Below are 16922 nucleotides of genomic sequence, written 5' to 3'. Positions count from 1 at the left end.
CGGTCGGCGGAAGGTCTCCTTCCGAGGACCGACTCCCGCCCGCAATGAAAGCCGGCATGGGCCGCCGGCAACTTTTTTCGGGAAAGATGGAAAAAGGTATTGACAGCGGACCGCCCGATCGACATAATTCAAGTCTTCGGCGAATTAGCTCAGTCGGTTAGAGCGACGGAATCATAATCCGCAGGTCCGGGGTTCGAATCCCTGATTCGCCACCAAATGCGAAAGCCGCTGTTTCGAAAGAAACAGCGGCTTTTTCATTTGTATCTTCCGAACACCATGTCCTGGCGGCCCGCGGTGTCGGGCCGGGCACAGCCCGGCCTTTACCTGCAATCACTGTCACGCCGGATGACCGTGCGGCGCCTCGTCCAGTCTCGCCAGCCACGCGTCTGCCGAACTCGCTTCCCCGAGCTGGAATCGCGCTTCGCTGAAGTACTTCAAACCGCCCCAGAGCGACGCGTCGCCGACAACGAACAGGCGATGCCTTGCACGGGTCACCGCCACGTTCAACAGGTTCGGCTTGGATGCTGCCCAGTTCGCGGACGCGGCACTTTCGTGGTCCGCCCCGAGAACGAACACCACGACGCTTTCCTCCTTTCCCTGAAACGTATGTACGGTGCCGATACGTTGCGAGCACCACTGTCTCCATACCTTGCTCGAGGGCCCTCGCCGCCCCGTGTCGGCCACCCATTGGATTGCCTGCAAGCGGTCCGACAGCGCCTTCCTGATCGCCTTGAAGGGGGCGATCACGTACAACGGTGGCAAAGCGCCGGAGTCCGCATACAGACGAATCACCAGCGCCGCAATCACTTCGATTTGCGCCGGCACGACCTGCCGGTCCGACGTGCGGCCGCGCACATCGATCCACGCGCTCGCCCCCAGTCTTTCGAGCGGATCTCCGGAAGGGGCGCGGGACTTAAGCCCGTAGACCATCTTGTCCCGATACGCGATCCGGTTCGCGATCGTAAACATCTTGTCGCAGCAGCGGCGATGCACACGAAGCGGGCTCCCGATCCACAATGGATCATCGCCTTCTACCGGCACGTACGTACCGAAGGGATTCGCCTCGTCGGCCAGCCGTTGCACCGATACCCTAGCGGGCGAGCATCGTCCATCGGACGTGTGCGGCGACAGGTCCGCCAATGCATTGATCAATCGAGTCGGCACCGTGAACACCGGTTCGATCTGCAACGGATCGCCGACGACCACCGCGCGTCGCGCTCGCCACAACGCTCCTACGGCAGCTTGCGGCACGGCTTGACCGGCCTCGTCGATGAATAGCCAGCCGATCGACCGCGGCCCCATGCCGCGAAACTGTCGAGCAAACGACGCGAACGTCGACGACACAACCGGCACCACCATGAACAGGCTCTGCCATATGAATTCGGCTTCCGCAGGATCCTCCAGACGGGTCCCGGCAAGCAGTTTCTGAATCGCCACCAGATTGCCGCCGAAGCCGCCCCCTTTCCTCGACACTTCTGCGAGCCAGGCCTCGTGCAGCGCAAGCCCCGCGACGAAAAGACCGGACCGCAGTCGCGCAAATTCGTCGTCGTGCCCGAAGCCGTTCCGCTGCACTTCGTCCGATTCGAGCTGGTCGGAACCGACCGGCAAGCTGGCCTTACCGAATCGGCGGCACCCATCGGCAAGCAATGCGTGCTTTTCCGCCCACACGCGACGGGCATTGATCAACTCCGCACTCGCCCGTTTCGCTTGCGACTGCGCATTGTCCAACGCGTTGCGCGCGGATGCGGCATCCAAACGACATTGCACGGCGGTACGGCGTGCGTCGATCTGTGCACGCGCATTCGTCGCCACCTGTTCCATGTGCCGTCGCGCCCCCTCCGTCCGAAAAAAACGGGAAAAGAATCCGGGGCGGGCGCGATCGAGCAATCGCTCTTCCTCCTGCAATTCCGCGAGCGCGGCATCGGCTGCCGCCGTCCTGCCGTCGCACGCCGCAAGTTCAGCGCTTGCGTCGCGACCATGCTGCTCCGCCTGTCGCAACGCGTCCGCTGCTGGCTGCGCAAACTGCGCCTCGGTTACGTGGCCCCACGCCGAATGCAACGCTCTAAATGCCACCCGGTCGGAGAGCGCCGCCTGGTAGGCGGATTCCGCTTCGAGAAAGGACGCCCTCGCGGACTGGAAGGTCGGGCCCGAGTAGCGGTCACGCCACGCCCAGAACGCCTGGGGGTCGCTCGGCCCGCCACGCTCGCCCAACGGCCGGGAATCGATAAAGAAACGCTCCTTGAAACGCCATCGATTGTCGCCGTTGCCCAACGCACATGACACGAGCCCCCAGGGCACATCGTCGGCGTCAAGCCGCGTCATTTTGCGGTCACCCACCTGCGCCGCAATCTTGTGCGCGATCGGCTGCAAATAGCGCACCCCGCTCCACTCGGCACCGAGTTGCTTCTGCTTGGGCAGATCGTTCGAGATATTCTCGACCGCCGCGTTGTTCGACGAGGCCACTACCATCTCGAACCCCGTGAGATCGGCGCGCAGCGTGCGAATTCGCGCCACATCGCCGTCCATGAAGCGGATTCCCGTGCTCACGTCCGCCAATGCGTCCGCCGCGCGCGCCAACTTCGCCAGTCGACTCGCGCGTCGCACTACGTTCTCGCAAATCATGTCGCGAAGCAGGGTCGTTTTCCCGGTTCCCGGTGGTCCGTTGACGGAAAACACGCCGTCTTCCTTCAAGTGGTCGAACGCCGTGTTGATCGCAAACTGCTGCATCAAACTCATTTTTTGCGACGCATCGGCAGGCCAGCGCCCGGCGTTCGTTTTTTCCGGACGTAACGTATCGATGATCGCCGCACGACCGGCATCGGTATAAAGATCGACTCGCCGCGCGGGGTCGCCCGGCGTCAGATACGCGCGGAGCGCCGCCGGCACGTCGCCGGCATCGACCGACGCCATGCAGCGCTCGATATCCTCGATATAGAAACTGTTCAGGATGTCGACCGTGGGCGCATCATCCTGGGCCTCGTCGCCAGCTTCGTCATCGTCCGCCGGCGCCGCCCGATCCAGCGCACCAGCATCGTCCCTTGCGACTTCCGCTCCGCCGTTCGATGGCTTGGTGCGCGGCTTCTTCTCGCGCGTCACGATTTCCAGAAGCGCCACCGTGGAGCCCGTCTGCGATTCCCAGTTGCTCCACGCCGCCAGCAGATCGCGCAATTGCAGGATTTCGTCTCCCGTGAGCGGAATAGACGGCTCGTCCGGTTTCAGGCCAGCGCGTCTCCGGCGGCGCCGTTCGGTCTCGAAATTGAACAATTGGTCCGATAAGCTCCGCCGAGCACGGTCGAAGGAAGCCGAACCGAGCATCTCGAGGCCGTCGCTCCGGGCTGTGCCGATCGCCCACGGCGCAGTTGATACGGACAATGGATCGAAAGCAGGTTCGCCGGCAGCGTCCAACGTTATCCGTGCCATGCATGAACGACCGTCGAGTGCAGTCCGCTCCTCTTCCTCCGGCGCAATGCACGCCCCTTCCGGCGAAAGCGTATTGGCGAAGTCGACGATGGCTTGCATGTCGAATACACCGAGATACAGCCGGAATCCCGTCAATTCGCGCTCTTCCGGGATTGCCCCGACTGCCCACAACGACGCCGCACCTGGTGCGAGATCGGCCGGTTCGATCCATTTAAGCGAATCGTCGTCGGCATGATCGAATACCTGCTTCAAATCGAAAGGAATGAAGAATTCGATCTTGTGCCAGTAATCGAGAATATGATGAATCCGTTCCACGTCGGCCATGCTTTCTCAGGCTCCTCGTTCGGCTGATTTTGTCTAATCATATTCCCGAATTCCGAGTCACCGCCGACGACCACAGATCGAATACCTGTAACGACACGGTATTCGACACTTCCGCAATACGTTGAGAGCCGGCATATTCCAGATCATTCAAACTGCGGATCCGGAAAAAAACATCGCCGACTGGAGATTTTCAGTCGAACCTTCGTGCGCTTTTAATACGGGCATGCCGTCGTGAGCAATCAAATAAACATCGTACCGACGGGCATCGCAAACCGGTAGAACCATGTCGACTGACCCGCGACGGGCAAGCACGTGATGCAATGTCGAGCAGCGCCCCGATACGCTGCGGCGGAAGCGGCCGAATCGACGGTCGGCCGGCCGTGCGCTACGCCGCCACTGCCCCGCGCCGCACCTCCGGCGCGTTGCCCCCCACCCGCCCGCGCCAGTTCTCCCCACCTTCCAGCGACGGCGTCGACTCGAACACCTCCGCGATCCAGTCGGCGAACACGCGCACCTTCTGCGACAGATGCCGGTTGTGCGGATACACGATCGAAATCGGCTTCGGCTTCGGATTGCAGTCCGGCAGCACCTCGACCAGCGAGCCGTCGAGCAGGTGCGGCAGCACCATGAACAGCGTCGGCTGGATCATCCCGAACCCTTCGAGCCCACATGTCACATAGGCATCCGAATCGTTGACCGTGACGCTCCCGTTCATCCGCACCTCGAACGGCTTGCCGTCGATCATGAACACCCACGGAATTGCCCGCGCGCCGTGGCTCGACCGAAAATTCACCGCGTGGTGGTCGGCGAGATCGGCAATCTCGTGCGGCTCGCCGTGACGCGCGAGGTAGTCGGGCGACGCGCAAGTCACGCGCTTCAGCATCCCGATCCGCCGCGCGACCATCGACGAATCCTCGAGCGGCCCGACCCGGATCATGCAGTCGATCCCCTCCTCGACCGGATCCACGTAGCGGTCGGAGAGCCCCAGTTCGAGCGTGATGTCCGGATAGCGCTGCCGGAAAATCGACAGCGACGGCAGCACGATGCGCCGCCCGAGCGAACTCGGCATGTGAACGCGCAATACGCCGCTCGGCTTGCGGTTGCCGGTCTGGAAGCTCGCGTCGGCCTCCGCGATCTCCGAGATGATCTTCATGCAATGCTCGTAGTACGCCGCACCTTCCGGCGTCAGCGACAGCCGGCGCGTCGTGCGGTGCATCAGGCGCACGCCGAGCAGCGCCTCGAGATTCTGGATGATGGTCGTCACCGACGCGCGCGGCATCGCGAGCGTGTCGGCCGCGCGCGTGAAGCTGTTCGCGTCGACCACGCGGGTAAAAACTTCCATTGCCTGGATTCGGTCCATGCTGCTCCCCCTTCGAATCGCCAACGAAACAGAATAGAGCGCGCGACGGGCGTGGCACAAGTCCCCACCCATTGTTCTCCGATCCCGAATAGTTCCGGCGTTTCGGACTGGAAAGTGATCGATTTCCGTTCAGTCCCACCCGGCGATCGTTCCGGCCCCGCCCGATTACGGTCGCCCGCCGCGCGTTACCGCACGAATCGCTCGCGATACCCCTGCGGCGATACGCCCAGCACGCGTACGAAACAGCGGCGCAGCGTCTCCTCCGAGCCGAAGCCGCACCGCGCGGCGATCCGCTTGACGGGCCATGCCGTTTCACCGAGCAGGCGTTGCGCGGCTTCGACTCGGATCTGCTCGACTGCGCGCGCGGGCGTGCGGCCGGTTCCGGCGCGGTAGTGGCGCACGAAGCTGCGCTCGCTCATGCGCACGCGCTCGGCCAGCGCGGGCACCGACAGGTCGGCCGCCAGGTGCTCGGCCATCCACGCGTGCAGTTCGCCGAACCGGTCGTCGGTGCGCTGCATCGACAGCATCGTGCTGAACTGGGCCTGCCCGCCCGGACGCTTCAGGAACACGACGAGTTCGCGCGCGACGTCGAGGGCGGTCGCGCGCCCGAGATCCTCCTCGACCAACGCGAGCGCGAGATCGATGCCGGCCGTCACGCCGGCCGACGTCCACAACGCGCCTTCGCGGATGAAGATCGGATCGGATTCGACGCGCACATTCGGATAGCGTGCCGCGAATTCTTCGCAGCGCGCCCAGTGCGTGACCGCGCGCCGCCCGTCGAGCAAGCCGGCCTCGGCGAGCAGGAACGCGCCGGTGCAGACCGATGCCACGCGCCGTGTGCGCGCCGCCTGCTGTTGCACCCAGCGCACCAGCCGCGCATCCTTCGATGCCGCATGCACGCCCTTGCCGCCGGCGACGATCAGCGTGTCCGGATGGCGCGCCGCCGAGCGCAGCGATTCCGCCATCACGACCAGGCCCGACGATGTCTCGACGGGCCCTGCCTCGGCCGCGATGACGCGCGGCGCATACGGCGCCGGCTGGCCGCGCTCCTGCGCCAGCTCGTTGACGGACGCAAACACCTGCAGCGGCCCCGACACGTCGAGCAGCTGGGCACGAGGGAACGCGAGGATCAGGATCGAACGCGGGGCGGCAGGCATGATGATTGGCTGAAAACGTGGGTGATATGGCAATTTCGCCAAACACTACGCGCCTAGAATCGACCCGTCCATCCCGTACCGGCTACGGCCCGCCCCCATCCAATCGGAGTCTTCGCATGACCCTGCATATCGGCTTTCTCGTGTTTCCAGGCGTCCAGCAACTCGATCTCACCGGCCCGCACGACGTGCTCGCGTCGCTGCCCGACGCCACCGTTCATCTGGTCGGGAAGTCGCGCGACTCCGTCGCATCGAGCAGCGGACTCGCGCTCGCGCCGACCTGCACGTTCGACGACTGTCCGCCGCTCGACGTGATCTGCATTCCGGGCGGGATCGGGATCAACGCGCTGTTGCTCGATGCCGAAACGATCGCGTTCGTGCAGCAGCGCGCGGCCGCCGCGCGCTACGTGACGTCGGTATGCACGGGTGCGCTGCTGCTGGGCGTGGCCGGCCTGCTGCGCGGGCGGCGCGCGACGACGCACTGGGCGTTCCACTCGCTGCTCGAGCCGCTCGGCGCGGTGCCGGTGCGCGAGCGCGTGGTGCGCGACGGCAACCTGATCACGGGCGGCGGCGTCACGGCCGGCATCGACTTCGCCTTGACGATCGCCGCGGAGCTGGCCGGCGAGGAAGAAGCGCAGGCGATCCAGCTGCAACTCGAATACGCGCCGGCACCGCCGTTCGACGCCGGTTCGCCCGACACCGCACCGGCAGCGGTCGTGAAGCGCGTCACCGAACGGTCGGCGGCAGGTTTCGCGACGCGCAAGGCGACGATCGAACAGGCGCTGCGCGCGAGGTCGCGCTGAACGCCGGTGCCGGAAAATCGACTTGAAAGCTCGAAGACTGGAAGACGAGAACGACGCGCATTCGCGCCGGAGAACCCATCGATGAACATCGTCCGCAGCGCCGCGTTCACCGCGGACCGCGCATGGGGCGCGCTCGACATCGCGAACCTGAACGGCATCACGGTCCGCCTGCACTGGACCGACCAGCCGTATCGGTGGCACGTCAACGACGGCGAGGAAGTGTTCGCGGTGCTCGACGGTCGCGTCGAGATGCGCTACCGAGAAGCAGGCGCCGAGCACGCGACGGTGCTCGAAACGGGTGACGTGTTCCACGCATCGGCCGGCACCGAGCACGTCGCGCATCCGCTCGGCGAAGCACGCATCCTCGTGATCGAAACCGAAGGCAGCGTCTGACGGCCCGCGGCCGGGTGTCGATGCCGCGCGGATGGCAACCGCCGCCTCCGCGCGGCCGGTTTCACCCGGTGATCGTCCCGGTGGCCTGCGACGCGATCAGCTTCGGCTGCGGCGTGCACAGGCACTGGCACAGGTCGTGTTCGAGCGCGACGACCTTGCCCATCACGGTCATCGTCCGCTCGCCGCCGTCGGACACGATCACGCCCGGCGACTTGCAGGCGGCGCAGAACACGGCTGCGCCGAGATAGGCGAGTTCGCGTCCGTCGAACGACGAATTGGCGATCCCTTCGAGCACGACACCGCCGTGGTCGGTCGTGTCGCCCTTCAGAATGAATTTGCGGCTCATGTTGTCGGTTCTTCCCTCGGAAATGCCGTGCAACGCGGCAGCGCGCAGGCAGTCGGAATCTGCCCGTCGATCGCGGGCGTCCCGCGAGCATATCACCGCGCGCCTCAGCCGCCTCCCGGATCAGGGTTCGTGCCGTATGCCGCCGGCGCCGCCATTCAGACGAACAGAGCGAGACACCGCACGGCGCCGCACAGATACGTGCCGAGCGCGCCGACGAAACGCGCGGGATTCGGGTCGGCCATCGTCGGCCAGGCAAGCAGGCCGATCACGAGCAGGCAGCGGCACGCGGTCGCCGCGACGATCAGCGTCAGGATCGCGCGCGATGGATCGTGTGTACCGAAATAGAGAAACAGCACCGCGAGAAACGGCGCGTATTCGGCCGTGTTGCCGTGCGCGCGCACGATCTTGTGCAACCCGTTCGCGGGATCGGGCGCGCACCCGGAACCGGTCGTGCACCGGAAGCGCGTGACGGACACGACGAACCCGAGCCCGAACAGCAGCAGCCCGAGAATGGCCGTGCAAACGAGCGCGACGGGGTGGATCGCCATGGGACTCCCGGCGAACGCGGAAATGCGCCGCAAATCCAATGATCGTACCCGTGACCGACACACGCGACCATCACGGAAACCCTCAGCATCGCCGTGCGCCGGACACAATTTTTCGGTCGGGTTCCGATCCCAATTGTCGCTCGGCCGCACCGCACGAAACCGGTGCATCGCCCCTGCCTGCCTGGGTGTCCGAGCCTGCCCGCCGACCCACCCCGCCATACGACGCCCCCGGCACGAAACGCGCAAACGTTACGCGTCGACGGCATGCACCATCACAACGCAACTTGGGTGACAGCGCGTCGCAGGCATGCGCGTTGCGCCGACGCATCTCGGTAGTGAACGCCCTTGGCAGCCCGCTGCGGAGGACTACACTAATCCTTAATGGGGTGCGGCCGGAGCCCGCGCCTTCAGGGAGACGCCGCCATGAATCGGCCGCTGAATCGTATCCTGCCGCGCGTGACCGGTCCCGCATCGGTCTGGACGTGGGTCAAGTGGTCTTTGCTGGCCGCGCTGCTGATCGCCGTGGCGATCGTTGCGCGACTCGTGCAGAGCGAGATCGAAACGTCGCGGCTGCAGGCGCACTACCTGTCCGAGCTCACCCGCGATGTCGGCTACACGGTCGAGACGGGCCCGAGCGATCACATCCGCTTCCCCGCGAACGGCCCCTACGACCAGCGCCTCGGCTACGCGATGATTCCGGCGTTCCAGGAGCGGCTGCTCGCGCGCGGCTTCGTCGTCAGCAAGCAGGCGCGCGATTCGCAGCGAATGCTGTCGCTCGGCGAGCGCGGATTGTTCCTCCCGTTTGAAGAAAAGGACCAGGCGGGCCTGATGCTGTTCGATTCGACCGGCGCGCCGCTGTTCGCGACCGTGTTCCCGCAGCGCGTCTACGCCGACTTCGACCTGGTGCCGCGCGTGGTGGCCGATTCGCTGCTGTTCATCGAGGATCGCTACCTGCTCGATGCGAACGAACCGAACCGCAACCCGGCGATCGACTGGGGGCGCTTCGGCCGCGCGGTCGCCGACCAGGCGCTGCACGTCGTCAACCGCCATCAGGCGCGCCCGGGCGGCAGCACGCTCGCGACGCAGATCGAGAAGTTCCGCCATTCGCCCGAGGGCCGCACCGCGACGCCGCCCGAGAAGCTGCGGCAGATCGCGTCCGCGTCGGTGCGCGCGTACCTGAACGGCCCGCAGACGATGCTCGCACGCCGCACCATCGTCGTGCGCTACCTGAACTCGGTGCCGCTCGCCGCACGGCCGCATATCGGCGAAATCACCGGCATCGGCGACGGTCTCGCCGCGTGGTACGGCCGCGACTTCAACGACGTGAACCGGATCCTGTCCGCGCCGACGATCGGCGACAACGTCGACGAGCAAGGCAAGACGTTCCGCGAGGTGCTGTCGCTGATCATCGCGCAGCGCGCACCGTCGTACTTCCTCAACCGCGGCTACCCGGCGCTGCAGAAGCTGACCGACAGCTACCTGCGGCTGCTGTCGAACGGCGGCGTGATCTCGCCCGCGTTGCGCGACGCCGCGCTTGCCGCGCAGATCGAACGCAGCGCGCCGCCCGCCGCCGCGCACGTGCAGTCGTTCGTGTCGCGCAAGGCCGTGACGTCCGCGCGCGCGTCGCTGCTGTCGGCGCTCGGCATCAGCGACCTGTACCAGCTCGACCAGTTCGACCTGCAGGCGACCAGCACGCTCGACAACGGCGTGCAGCAGGCGGTCGCCGAACGGCTCGCCCAGGCGTCGACGCGCGACGGGGCGCAGAAGGCCGGCCTGTACGGTTTCGAGATGCTCGCACCGAAGGACGACCCGTCGCACCTCACGTACAGCTTCACGCTGTACGAACACCGCAACGGCGCGAACCTGCTGCGCGTGCAGACCGACAGCGTGAACGAGCCGTTCGACGTGAATCGCGGCGGCCGCATCAACCTCGGCTCGACCGCGAAGCTGCGCACGCTGATCACGTACCTGCAGATCGTGTCCGACCTGCATGCGCGCTACGCAAACCTGTCGAACGCGGAACTGGCGCGCGTGAAGCCCGATCCGATCGACGGGCTGTCGCATTGGGCGCTCGACTACCTGTCGCATACGCGCGACCGCTCGCTGCAGGCGATGCTCGACGCGGCCGTCGAACGCAAGTATTCGGCGAGCCCGGACGTGTTCTACACGGGCGGCGGCGCGCAGGTGTTCTCGAACTTCGAGAAGTCGGACAACGGCCGCATCCTGACGCTGCACACGGCGTTCGAGCATTCGGTCAACCTCGTGTTCGTGCGGCTGATGCGCGACATCGTCCACTACGAGACGCTGCAGGCGGCCGGCCCGTCGTCATCGTGGCTCGGCGATCCGGAGCAACGCCGGCATTACCTGCAGCAGTTCGTCGACGGTGAAAGCCAGGTCTACGTGAAGCGCTACTACACGCGCTATGCGGGCAAGGCGCCCGACGACGCGCTCGCGCTGATGCTGAAGGACGTGCGCAAATCGCCGCCGAAGATCGCGACGGTGCTGCGCAGCGTCGCACCGAACGAATCGCTCGCGTGGTTCGATGCGCAGATGCGCGTGCAACTGAAGGGCACGCCGGCCGCGACGCTGTCCGACGACGATCTCGCCAGGCTCTACGCGAAGTACGCGATCGACCGCTTCAACCTCAACGACCGCGGCTATATCGCGAGCGTGCATCCGCTCGCGCTCTGGACGCTCAACTACCTGCGCGCGCACCCGGCAGCGTCGCTCGCCGATGTCCAGCGCGAGAGCCGCGACGCGCGTTTCTACACGTATTCGTGGCTGTACAAGACGCGCTACCACGCGACCCAGGACCGTCGCATCCGCCGCATGGTCGAGCTGCGCGCGTACGCGGAAATCACGAAGTCGTGGCGCGCGCTCGGCTACCCGTTCGCGGAAGTCACGCCGTCGTACGCGGCCGCGATCGGCGCATCGGGCGACCAGCCCGACGCACTCGCGAAACTGATCGGCCTGATCGCGAACGGCGGCCAGAAGGCGCCGACCGAGACGATCACGCGGCTCGACTTCGCGAAGGGCACGCCGTACGAAACGCACTTCGAGCGCGCGGTCGCCCGGCCGCAGCCGATGCTGTCGCCGGAGATCGTCAACGTGACGCACACGCTGCTGCGCGACGTCGTGCTCAACGGCACCGCGCGCCGCCTCGCGGGCGGCTTCACGCTGCCCGACGGCAAGACGCTCGACGTGTACGGCAAGACGGGGACGGGCGACCAGCGCTTCAACGTCTATGCGCGCGGCGCGCGGCTGATCGAGTCGCGCAAGGTGAACCGCAGCGGCACCTTCGTGTTCGTGCTCGGCGACCGGTTCTTCGGGGTCCTGACCGCCACGGCGCACGAGCCGTATGCGGCACGCTACGACTTCACGAGCGCGATGGCCGTGCAGTTGCTGAAGTCGATGGCGCCGGCGCTCGCGCCGCTGATCGAACGCCCGGCCGGCACGCGCACCGCGGGCCCCGCCCCGCAGGCGGAAACGCCCGCGCCGGGCGCCGCGACCGCGCAACCGTCCTGACGGCCACGCGTCCGTTCATGCGCCGGCGCGCCGCTCAATGCGAGCGGCCGTCGTAGTGCGTGACCGGCAGCGCGTCGATATCGACATCCTCGAGACAGCGCACGTTGATCGCGGCCATCGCGGTGCCGTTCGGGTGGACGCCCTCGCCGAACGTGTGAATCCCGCAGCGCTTGCAGAAGCGGTGCTGGATCACGTGCTTGTTGAACGTGTAGGTGGCGAGATGGTCGTCGGGCGTGAGGAGCGTCATGTGGTCGCGCGGCACGAACCACATCAGCGCGCCCTTGCGCCGGCAGATCGAGCAGTTGCACGCCATCACGCCCTGCAGGTCGCCTTCCGCCTCGAACTTCACGTCACCGCAGTGACAGCTTCCGCGATAAAGCATGGTCGTCTCCCGGTGCGGCCCGTGCGCATCGACGGCGCCCCGGCGGAACACCGTTGGCCGGGCCGATCCAAGCGGGTACAGTAGCGCGCACCTGCACCGCACGCAATGTCCGTGCGGCGCCCGTCCCGACCCTGTCCAAACCAAGGAAAACCGTCATGCTCGAACTGCGCCCCGGCTGCGAATGCTGCGACAAGGACCTGCCGCCCGATTCGGCCGATGCACGCATCTGTACGTTCGAATGCACGTTCTGCGCGACCTGCGCCGACGACGTGCTGAAGGGCCGCTGCCCGAACTGCGGCGGCGACCTGGTCGTGCGCCCGCGGCGGCCGGCGAGCCTGCTCGCGAAGTACCCGGCGTCCACCGAACGCATCCACAAGCCGGGCGGCTGCGCGAACGCCTGACGGCGCCGCACGGCCCGCCCCTCCCCGTCACGACATCTCGATCCGTGCGCGCGTCACCGCGAGCAGCGCGGCCATCGCGCGGCGCGCACCGTCCTCGTCGCGCACGCGGATCGCGTCGCTGACGGCCGTGTGCTCGGCGAGCGACGCGTTGTATACGTCCGCGCGGCGCGCATTGAGCTGCAGTTGCGCCTCGAGCGTGCGATCGATCAGCGTGCCGAGCGGTACCAGCAGTTCGTTGCCGCCGGCCTCGAGCACGCTCAGGTGAAAGCGCAGGTCGGCGCGCACCCATTCGTCGACGTTGCGCGCGGCGGCCATCGCGCGCGCCGCGCCGTCGATCGCGTCGAACGTTTCCGGCGTATGCATGCGCGCGGCGAGCGCGGCCGCGTACGGCTCGACCATCTCGCGCATTTCCTGCAGCTTCAGCGCGAACGCGATCGGCGGCGCGACACGCGCGTACCAGTCGAGCAGGTCGGCGTCGAGCAGGTTCCAGACGCCGCGCGGCCGCACGCGCGTGCCGATCTTCGGCCGCGACTCGACGAGCCCCTTCGACGTGAGCGTACGCAGCGCCTCGCGCATCACCGTGCGGCTCACGCCGTACATCACCATCAGGTCGGGTTCCCTCGGCAGCAGCGACTCGGGCGGGTAGTCGCCGCGCAGGATCGCCGTGGCGAGCCGGAAGGCCGTTTGTCCATGCAGGTCGCGTCGAATGATCGTTCTCCGTTATGCGAGTACCCGGGCGTGCCGGCTGCCCACTATCTGCACAATAGTGCTATTAATACTATTTTTTATCGGGCTGCGCTAGGATAACCGCGAAAGCACGCGACCGCGCGCCGCGCCCGACTGCCCGCGCCGGTCAACCCTGGAGACTCGCACCGTGAAAATCACCCGCCTCGAAACCTTCGTCGTCCCGCCGCGCTGGCTGTTCCTCAAGATCGAAACCGACGAGGGCATCGTCGGCTGGGGCGAGCCGATCGTCGAAGGCCGCGCGCACACGGTCGAGGCTGCCGTGCAGGAGCTGGCCGACTACCTCGTCGGCCGCGACCCGCTGCTGATCGAGGATCACTGGCAGGTGATGTACCGCGCGGGCTTCTACCGCGGCGGCCCGATCACGATGAGCGCGATCGCGGGCGTCGACCAGGCGCTGTGGGACATCAAGGGCAAGCATCACGGCGTGCCCGTGCACGCGCTGCTCGGCGGCCAGGTGCGCGATCGCATTAAGGTGTATTCGTGGATCGGCGGCGACCGGCCGAGCGACGTCGCGAACAATGCGCGCGCGGTGGTCGAGCGCGGCTTCAAGGCCGTGAAGATGAACGGCTCCGAGGAGCTGCAGATCGTCGACACCTACGACAAGGTCGAGCAGGTGATCGCGAACGTCGCGGCGGTGCGCGACGCGGTCGGCCCGCACGTCGGGATCGGCGTCGACTTCCACGGCCGCGTGCACAAGCCGATGGCGAAGGTGCTCGCGAAGGAGCTCGATCCGTACAAGCTGATGTTCATCGAGGAGCCGGTGCTGTCGGAGAACGCCGAGGCGCTGCGCGACATCGTCAACCAGACCAACACGCCGATCGCGCTCGGCGAGCGGCTCTACTCGCGCTGGGATTTCAAGCACATCCTCGCGGGCGGCTACGTCGACATCATCCAGCCCGACGCATCGCACGCGGGCGGCATCACCGAGTGCCGCAAGATCGCGACGCTCGCGGAGAGCTACGACGTCGCGCTCGCGCTGCACTGCCCGCTTGGGCCCATTGCGCTCGCCGCGTGCCTGCAGCTCGACGCGGTCAGCTACAACGCGTTCATCCAGGAGCAGAGTCTCGGCATCCACTACAACCAGGGCAACGACCTGCTCGACTACCTGCGCAACCCCGAGGTGTTCCGCTACGAGGACGGCTTCGTCGCGATCCCGCAGGGCCCGGGGCTCGGCATCGACGTGAACGAGGAGAAGGTGCGCGAGATGGCGAAGACGGGGCACCGCTGGCGCAACCCGGTGTGGCGTCACGAGGACGGCAGCGTCGCCGAGTGGTGAGTGCGATGCGCGGCGTGCGGCTTCGGCCCGCGCGGCAAGTATCGATTCGAGAACGGCTGCCCGACGGGCAGCCGTTTTTGCATGCGCGGTGCGGCGCCCGGCACGTGCCGGATGCGCGACGGCAGCCTTGTATCGCGCCGCGCGCGCCCTGCCGTCAGCCGATCGCCGCGAACCCCGGCACGCTGAACGACAGCACGGCGGCCGCGACGAACACGCCGATCATCGTCAGCGCCTCGAGATGCAGGATGTTGCGGAACGTGTGCGCATCCTCGGTCGACGCGGTGCGGCGCAGGCGCGGCAGCGCCGCGAAGCGGTTCAGGCCGCCGAGCACGAGCGCGAGCGCGACGAGCAGCAGCTTCAGCAGCAACACGCGCCCCCACGTGCTGCCATCGAGCGGCGCGAGCGAACCGCCGAGCCCGCGGAGCGCATTGAGCGCGCCGGTGCCGAGCAAGAAGACGACCGCGATGATCGACGTGCGCGACAGGTGCTGGCCGATGCGGATCAGCGCGCCGCGCGCGACCGACGACCCGAGCGCCGGCAGCACCGCGAGCCCGCCCGCGAGCACGAGGCCACCCCACACGGCCGTCGCGAGCAGGTGCAGCGTCTGCACGCCGACCGCCGCGGACAGCGCACCCGTATCGGCCGCATGGCCGAGCGACGCCTTGCCGGCCGCGACCACGATCACCGCGAGCCACAGCACTGCGTGTGCAACCGGGCCCTCCGGCTTCCCCAGCGCGACGATCGCGAGCACCACGGCGCCGGCGAATGCAACGCTCCACGCGAAGCCCGTATGCGTCTGCATCAGCATCACGGGAATCGCGGCGAACGCGCCGCCGAGCCCCGCCCCGCTCATCGTCGCCGCCTCATAGACGAGCCAGCCGAGATCCGCGAGCACCAGCGCCAGCGCCGCCGCGACCAGCGAATGTTGCGCGCGCAGCCACGCGGGATGCGACGGCGCGACGACCGGACGCGCACCGTCCTTGCCGAGCCATGCCTTGAGCAGCGCCGAGCCGACCGCCATCGCGAACGCCGCGTCCATCAGCGCCGCGAGCGCGACCTGACCGATCCACAAGCTGTCGAACTTCATCGCGCACACCCTCCCGAAAGCGGCAGGCCGGCGAGGTGGCAGCAACGGGATGGACAGCGTGAGGAAGGCAACGGCACGGTAGAAAACGTCATCGATGAATCCGGAAACGGGAGAAATGACTGGACCTGCGGCGGAGGCGGCGCCGCGCGACCCGCGAGTGTACGGTCTTCGATGGGGAAAACGCACGCCGGTTCACACCGACACGTCGCAATGCGCGTCAAATTGTCGCAAGTCGCAAACGGACAGGAACCGATGACCTTTTGCCAAATAGCCGTCATTACCCATCGATGATAGAATGCCGCGTCGCAGCAGCCCGGCTGCCTTGCCGTCATGCGCCGAGCCGATCGTAGCCCGGACAACAGGTCCCCGTCGAATAAACATGGAGTCTCGTGTGTCTTCAAGACGCCTCTTCCGTCCGCTGCTCGCCGTTCTGATGTTCGGCGGCGCGGGCCTTATGAGCGCTGCCCAAGCGCAGACCAAGCCCACGGAGCAAGCGCACGCCCAGCAGGCGCCGCTCAAGGCACCCGATACCATGGCCGAGCGTGTGCGCGGCTGTACGGCCTGCCATGGCGTCCACGGCCAGGGCACGGACAACGACTACTTCCCGCGGCTTGCCGGCAAGCCGGCCGAGTACCTGTACAACCAGCTCGTCAACTTCCGTGACGGCCGGCGCAAGTACCCGCCGATGAACTACCTGCTGACGTACCTGAACGACGACTACCTGCGTGAAATGGCCGAGCACTTCTCGGCCGAACGCCCGCCGTACCCGGCGCCGGCGAAGCCGACGCTGCCGGCCGCGACGCTCGCGCGCGGCAAGCAGCTCGTCACGCAAGGCGACCCGTCCCGCAAGCTGCCGGCCTGCGTGGCCTGCCACGGCGCGACGCTGACCGGCATGCAGCCGGCGATCCCGGGCCTGGTCGGCCTGCACGCCGACTACCTGAGCGCGCAGATCGGTGCATGGCGTTCGGGCAACCGTCACGCGAAGGCGCCTGACTGCATGCATGAAGTCGCTTCGAAGCTTTCCGACGAAGACGTGACGGCCGTGACCGCATGGCTTGCCGCGCAACCGGCGCCCGCCAACCCCGTGCCGGCTCCGGCGCGTTCGATGAAGACTCCGCTCGCCTGCGGCAGCGAACCGCAATAAGGCAAGGGAGAC

The 16922-nt window shown here is 66.8% G+C and carries 15 protein-coding genes and 1 tRNA gene; 7 read left to right on the top strand and 9 right to left on the bottom strand.

Annotated features, from left to right (window positions below):
- Nucleotides 1-138 precede the first annotated feature (138 nt).
- Nucleotides 139-215: transfer RNA gene (locus LGM56_RS22835), tRNA-Met, on the top strand.
- Nucleotides 216-336: 121 nt separating this feature from the next.
- Here the strand turns inward: LGM56_RS22835 and LGM56_RS22830 are convergent.
- From LGM56_RS22830 to LGM56_RS22820, 3 genes are all read right to left on the bottom strand, one after another.
- Nucleotides 337-3744, bottom strand: a complete 3408-nt coding sequence (locus LGM56_RS22830) for a DEAD/DEAH box helicase (RefSeq protein WP_226206841.1) — start codon at nucleotides 3742-3744, stop codon at nucleotides 337-339.
- Between the two features lie 385 nt (nucleotides 3745-4129).
- On the bottom strand, nucleotides 4130-5104 hold the full coding sequence (locus LGM56_RS22825) for a LysR family transcriptional regulator (RefSeq protein ID WP_226206840.1): 975 nt from the start codon (nucleotides 5102-5104) through the stop codon (nucleotides 4130-4132).
- Nucleotides 5105-5289: 185 nt separating this feature from the next.
- Nucleotides 5290-6261, bottom strand: coding sequence for a GlxA family transcriptional regulator (locus LGM56_RS22820; RefSeq protein WP_226206839.1), 972 nt, complete (start codon nucleotides 6259-6261; stop codon nucleotides 5290-5292).
- A 116-nt stretch (nucleotides 6262-6377) separates the two neighbouring features.
- Here LGM56_RS22820 and LGM56_RS22815 point away from each other — a divergent pair, with 116 nt between their 5' ends.
- Nucleotides 6378-7061: a DJ-1/PfpI family protein gene (locus tag LGM56_RS22815; RefSeq protein ID WP_175237400.1), complete on the top strand. Its 684-nt coding sequence runs from the start codon at nucleotides 6378-6380 to the stop codon at nucleotides 7059-7061.
- An 81-nt stretch (nucleotides 7062-7142) separates the two neighbouring features.
- Entirely contained in the window at nucleotides 7143-7454 is a 312-nt protein-coding gene (locus LGM56_RS22810) for a cupin domain-containing protein (protein WP_089495573.1), read from the top strand.
- Nucleotides 7455-7515: 61 nt separating this feature from the next.
- Here LGM56_RS22810 and LGM56_RS22805 read toward each other — a convergent pair whose 3' ends face one another.
- Entirely contained in the window at nucleotides 7516-7800 is a 285-nt protein-coding gene (locus LGM56_RS22805; RefSeq protein WP_039359956.1) for a PAAR domain-containing protein, read from the bottom strand.
- Between the two features lie 155 nt (nucleotides 7801-7955).
- Nucleotides 7956-8348 carry an MAPEG family protein gene (locus tag LGM56_RS22800; protein WP_226206838.1) on the bottom strand — a complete coding sequence of 131 codons (393 nt, stop codon included), beginning with the start codon at nucleotides 8346-8348 and terminating at the stop codon, nucleotides 7956-7958.
- A gap of 423 nt (nucleotides 8349-8771) precedes the next feature.
- On the opposite strand from LGM56_RS22800, the gene LGM56_RS22795 reads away from it, so the two are divergent.
- Nucleotides 8772-11873, top strand: a complete 3102-nt coding sequence (locus LGM56_RS22795) for a transglycosylase domain-containing protein (RefSeq protein WP_226206837.1) — start codon at nucleotides 8772-8774, stop codon at nucleotides 11871-11873.
- 34 nt (nucleotides 11874-11907) lie between these two features.
- Here LGM56_RS22795 and LGM56_RS22790 read toward each other — a convergent pair whose 3' ends face one another.
- Nucleotides 11908-12255, bottom strand: coding sequence for a GFA family protein (locus tag LGM56_RS22790; RefSeq protein WP_089431884.1), 348 nt, complete (start codon nucleotides 12253-12255; stop codon nucleotides 11908-11910).
- Between the two features lie 155 nt (nucleotides 12256-12410).
- Between LGM56_RS22790 and LGM56_RS22785 the strand changes: the two genes are divergently transcribed.
- On the top strand, nucleotides 12411-12656 hold the full coding sequence (locus LGM56_RS22785; RefSeq protein ID WP_069248784.1) for a DUF1272 domain-containing protein: 246 nt from the start codon (nucleotides 12411-12413) through the stop codon (nucleotides 12654-12656).
- Between the two features lie 27 nt (nucleotides 12657-12683).
- Here the strand turns inward: LGM56_RS22785 and LGM56_RS22780 are convergent, their stop codons facing one another.
- Nucleotides 12684-13367 carry a FadR/GntR family transcriptional regulator gene (locus LGM56_RS22780; RefSeq protein WP_226206861.1) on the bottom strand — a complete coding sequence of 228 codons (684 nt, stop codon included), beginning with the start codon at nucleotides 13365-13367 and terminating at the stop codon, nucleotides 12684-12686.
- Nucleotides 13368-13530: 163 nt separating this feature from the next.
- Between LGM56_RS22780 and dgoD the strand changes: the two genes are divergently transcribed.
- A complete protein-coding gene (dgoD, locus tag LGM56_RS22775; RefSeq protein ID WP_089426266.1) occupies nucleotides 13531-14679 on the top strand; it encodes a galactonate dehydratase in 1149 nt (382 codons plus the stop codon).
- 154 nt (nucleotides 14680-14833) lie between these two features.
- Here dgoD and LGM56_RS22770 read toward each other — a convergent pair whose 3' ends face one another.
- Both LGM56_RS22770 and LGM56_RS22765 read right to left on the bottom strand, forming a co-directional pair.
- Complete coding sequence (locus LGM56_RS22770; RefSeq protein WP_089495578.1) at nucleotides 14834-15766, bottom strand: CopD family protein; 933 nt, start codon at nucleotides 15764-15766, stop codon at nucleotides 14834-14836.
- 192 nt (nucleotides 15767-15958) lie between these two features.
- Nucleotides 15959-16147: a hypothetical protein gene (locus LGM56_RS22765; protein WP_146126476.1), complete on the bottom strand. Its 189-nt coding sequence runs from the start codon at nucleotides 16145-16147 to the stop codon at nucleotides 15959-15961.
- Between LGM56_RS22765 and LGM56_RS22760 the strand changes: the two genes are divergently transcribed.
- The gene (locus LGM56_RS22760) at nucleotides 16146-16910 is read left to right on the top strand and encodes a c-type cytochrome (RefSeq protein ID WP_042975501.1); all 765 of its coding nucleotides are present in this window, start codon (nucleotides 16146-16148) and stop codon (nucleotides 16908-16910) included. The genes LGM56_RS22765 and LGM56_RS22760 overlap by 2 nt on opposite strands.
- Nucleotides 16911-16922: the final 12 nt, after the last annotated feature.

It is taken from the genome of Burkholderia sp. AU38729, from assembly GCF_020419725.1.
In the GTDB taxonomy this organism is placed as follows: Bacteria; Pseudomonadota; Gammaproteobacteria; order Burkholderiales; family Burkholderiaceae; genus Burkholderia.
The sequence above is the reverse complement of the archived record's forward strand: the minus strand, read 5'-3'. Positions and strand labels throughout refer to the sequence as shown.

Bases quoted from the DNA above. Each gene is read 5' to 3' on its own strand.
- LGM56_RS22830 (WP_226206841.1), bottom strand. From the start codon at position 3,744: ATGGCCGACGTGGAACGGATTCATCATATTCTCGATTACTGGCACAAG.
- LGM56_RS22825 (WP_226206840.1), bottom strand. From the start codon at position 5,104: ATGGACCGAATCCAGGCAATGGAAGTTTTTACCCGCGTGGTCGACGCG.
- LGM56_RS22820 (WP_226206839.1), bottom strand. From the start codon at position 6,261: ATGCCTGCCGCCCCGCGTTCGATCCTGATCCTCGCGTTCCCTCGTGCC.
- LGM56_RS22815 (WP_175237400.1), top strand. From the start codon at position 6,378: ATGACCCTGCATATCGGCTTTCTCGTGTTTCCAGGCGTCCAGCAACTC.
- LGM56_RS22810 (WP_089495573.1), top strand. From the start codon at position 7,143: ATGAACATCGTCCGCAGCGCCGCGTTCACCGCGGACCGCGCATGGGGC.
- LGM56_RS22805 (WP_039359956.1), bottom strand. From the start codon at position 7,800: ATGAGCCGCAAATTCATTCTGAAGGGCGACACGACCGACCACGGCGGT.
- LGM56_RS22800 (WP_226206838.1), bottom strand. From the start codon at position 8,348: ATGGCGATCCACCCCGTCGCGCTCGTTTGCACGGCCATTCTCGGGCTG.
- LGM56_RS22795 (WP_226206837.1), top strand. From the start codon at position 8,772: ATGAATCGGCCGCTGAATCGTATCCTGCCGCGCGTGACCGGTCCCGCA.
- LGM56_RS22790 (WP_089431884.1), bottom strand. From the start codon at position 12,255: ATGCTTTATCGCGGAAGCTGTCACTGCGGTGACGTGAAGTTCGAGGCG.
- LGM56_RS22785 (WP_069248784.1), top strand. From the start codon at position 12,411: ATGCTCGAACTGCGCCCCGGCTGCGAATGCTGCGACAAGGACCTGCCG.
- LGM56_RS22770 (WP_089495578.1), bottom strand. From the start codon at position 15,766: ATGAAGTTCGACAGCTTGTGGATCGGTCAGGTCGCGCTCGCGGCGCTG.
- LGM56_RS22760 (WP_042975501.1), top strand. From the start codon at position 16,146: ATGGAGTCTCGTGTGTCTTCAAGACGCCTCTTCCGTCCGCTGCTCGCC.
- LGM56_RS22765 (WP_146126476.1), bottom strand. From the start codon at position 16,147: ATGTTTATTCGACGGGGACCTGTTGTCCGGGCTACGATCGGCTCGGCG.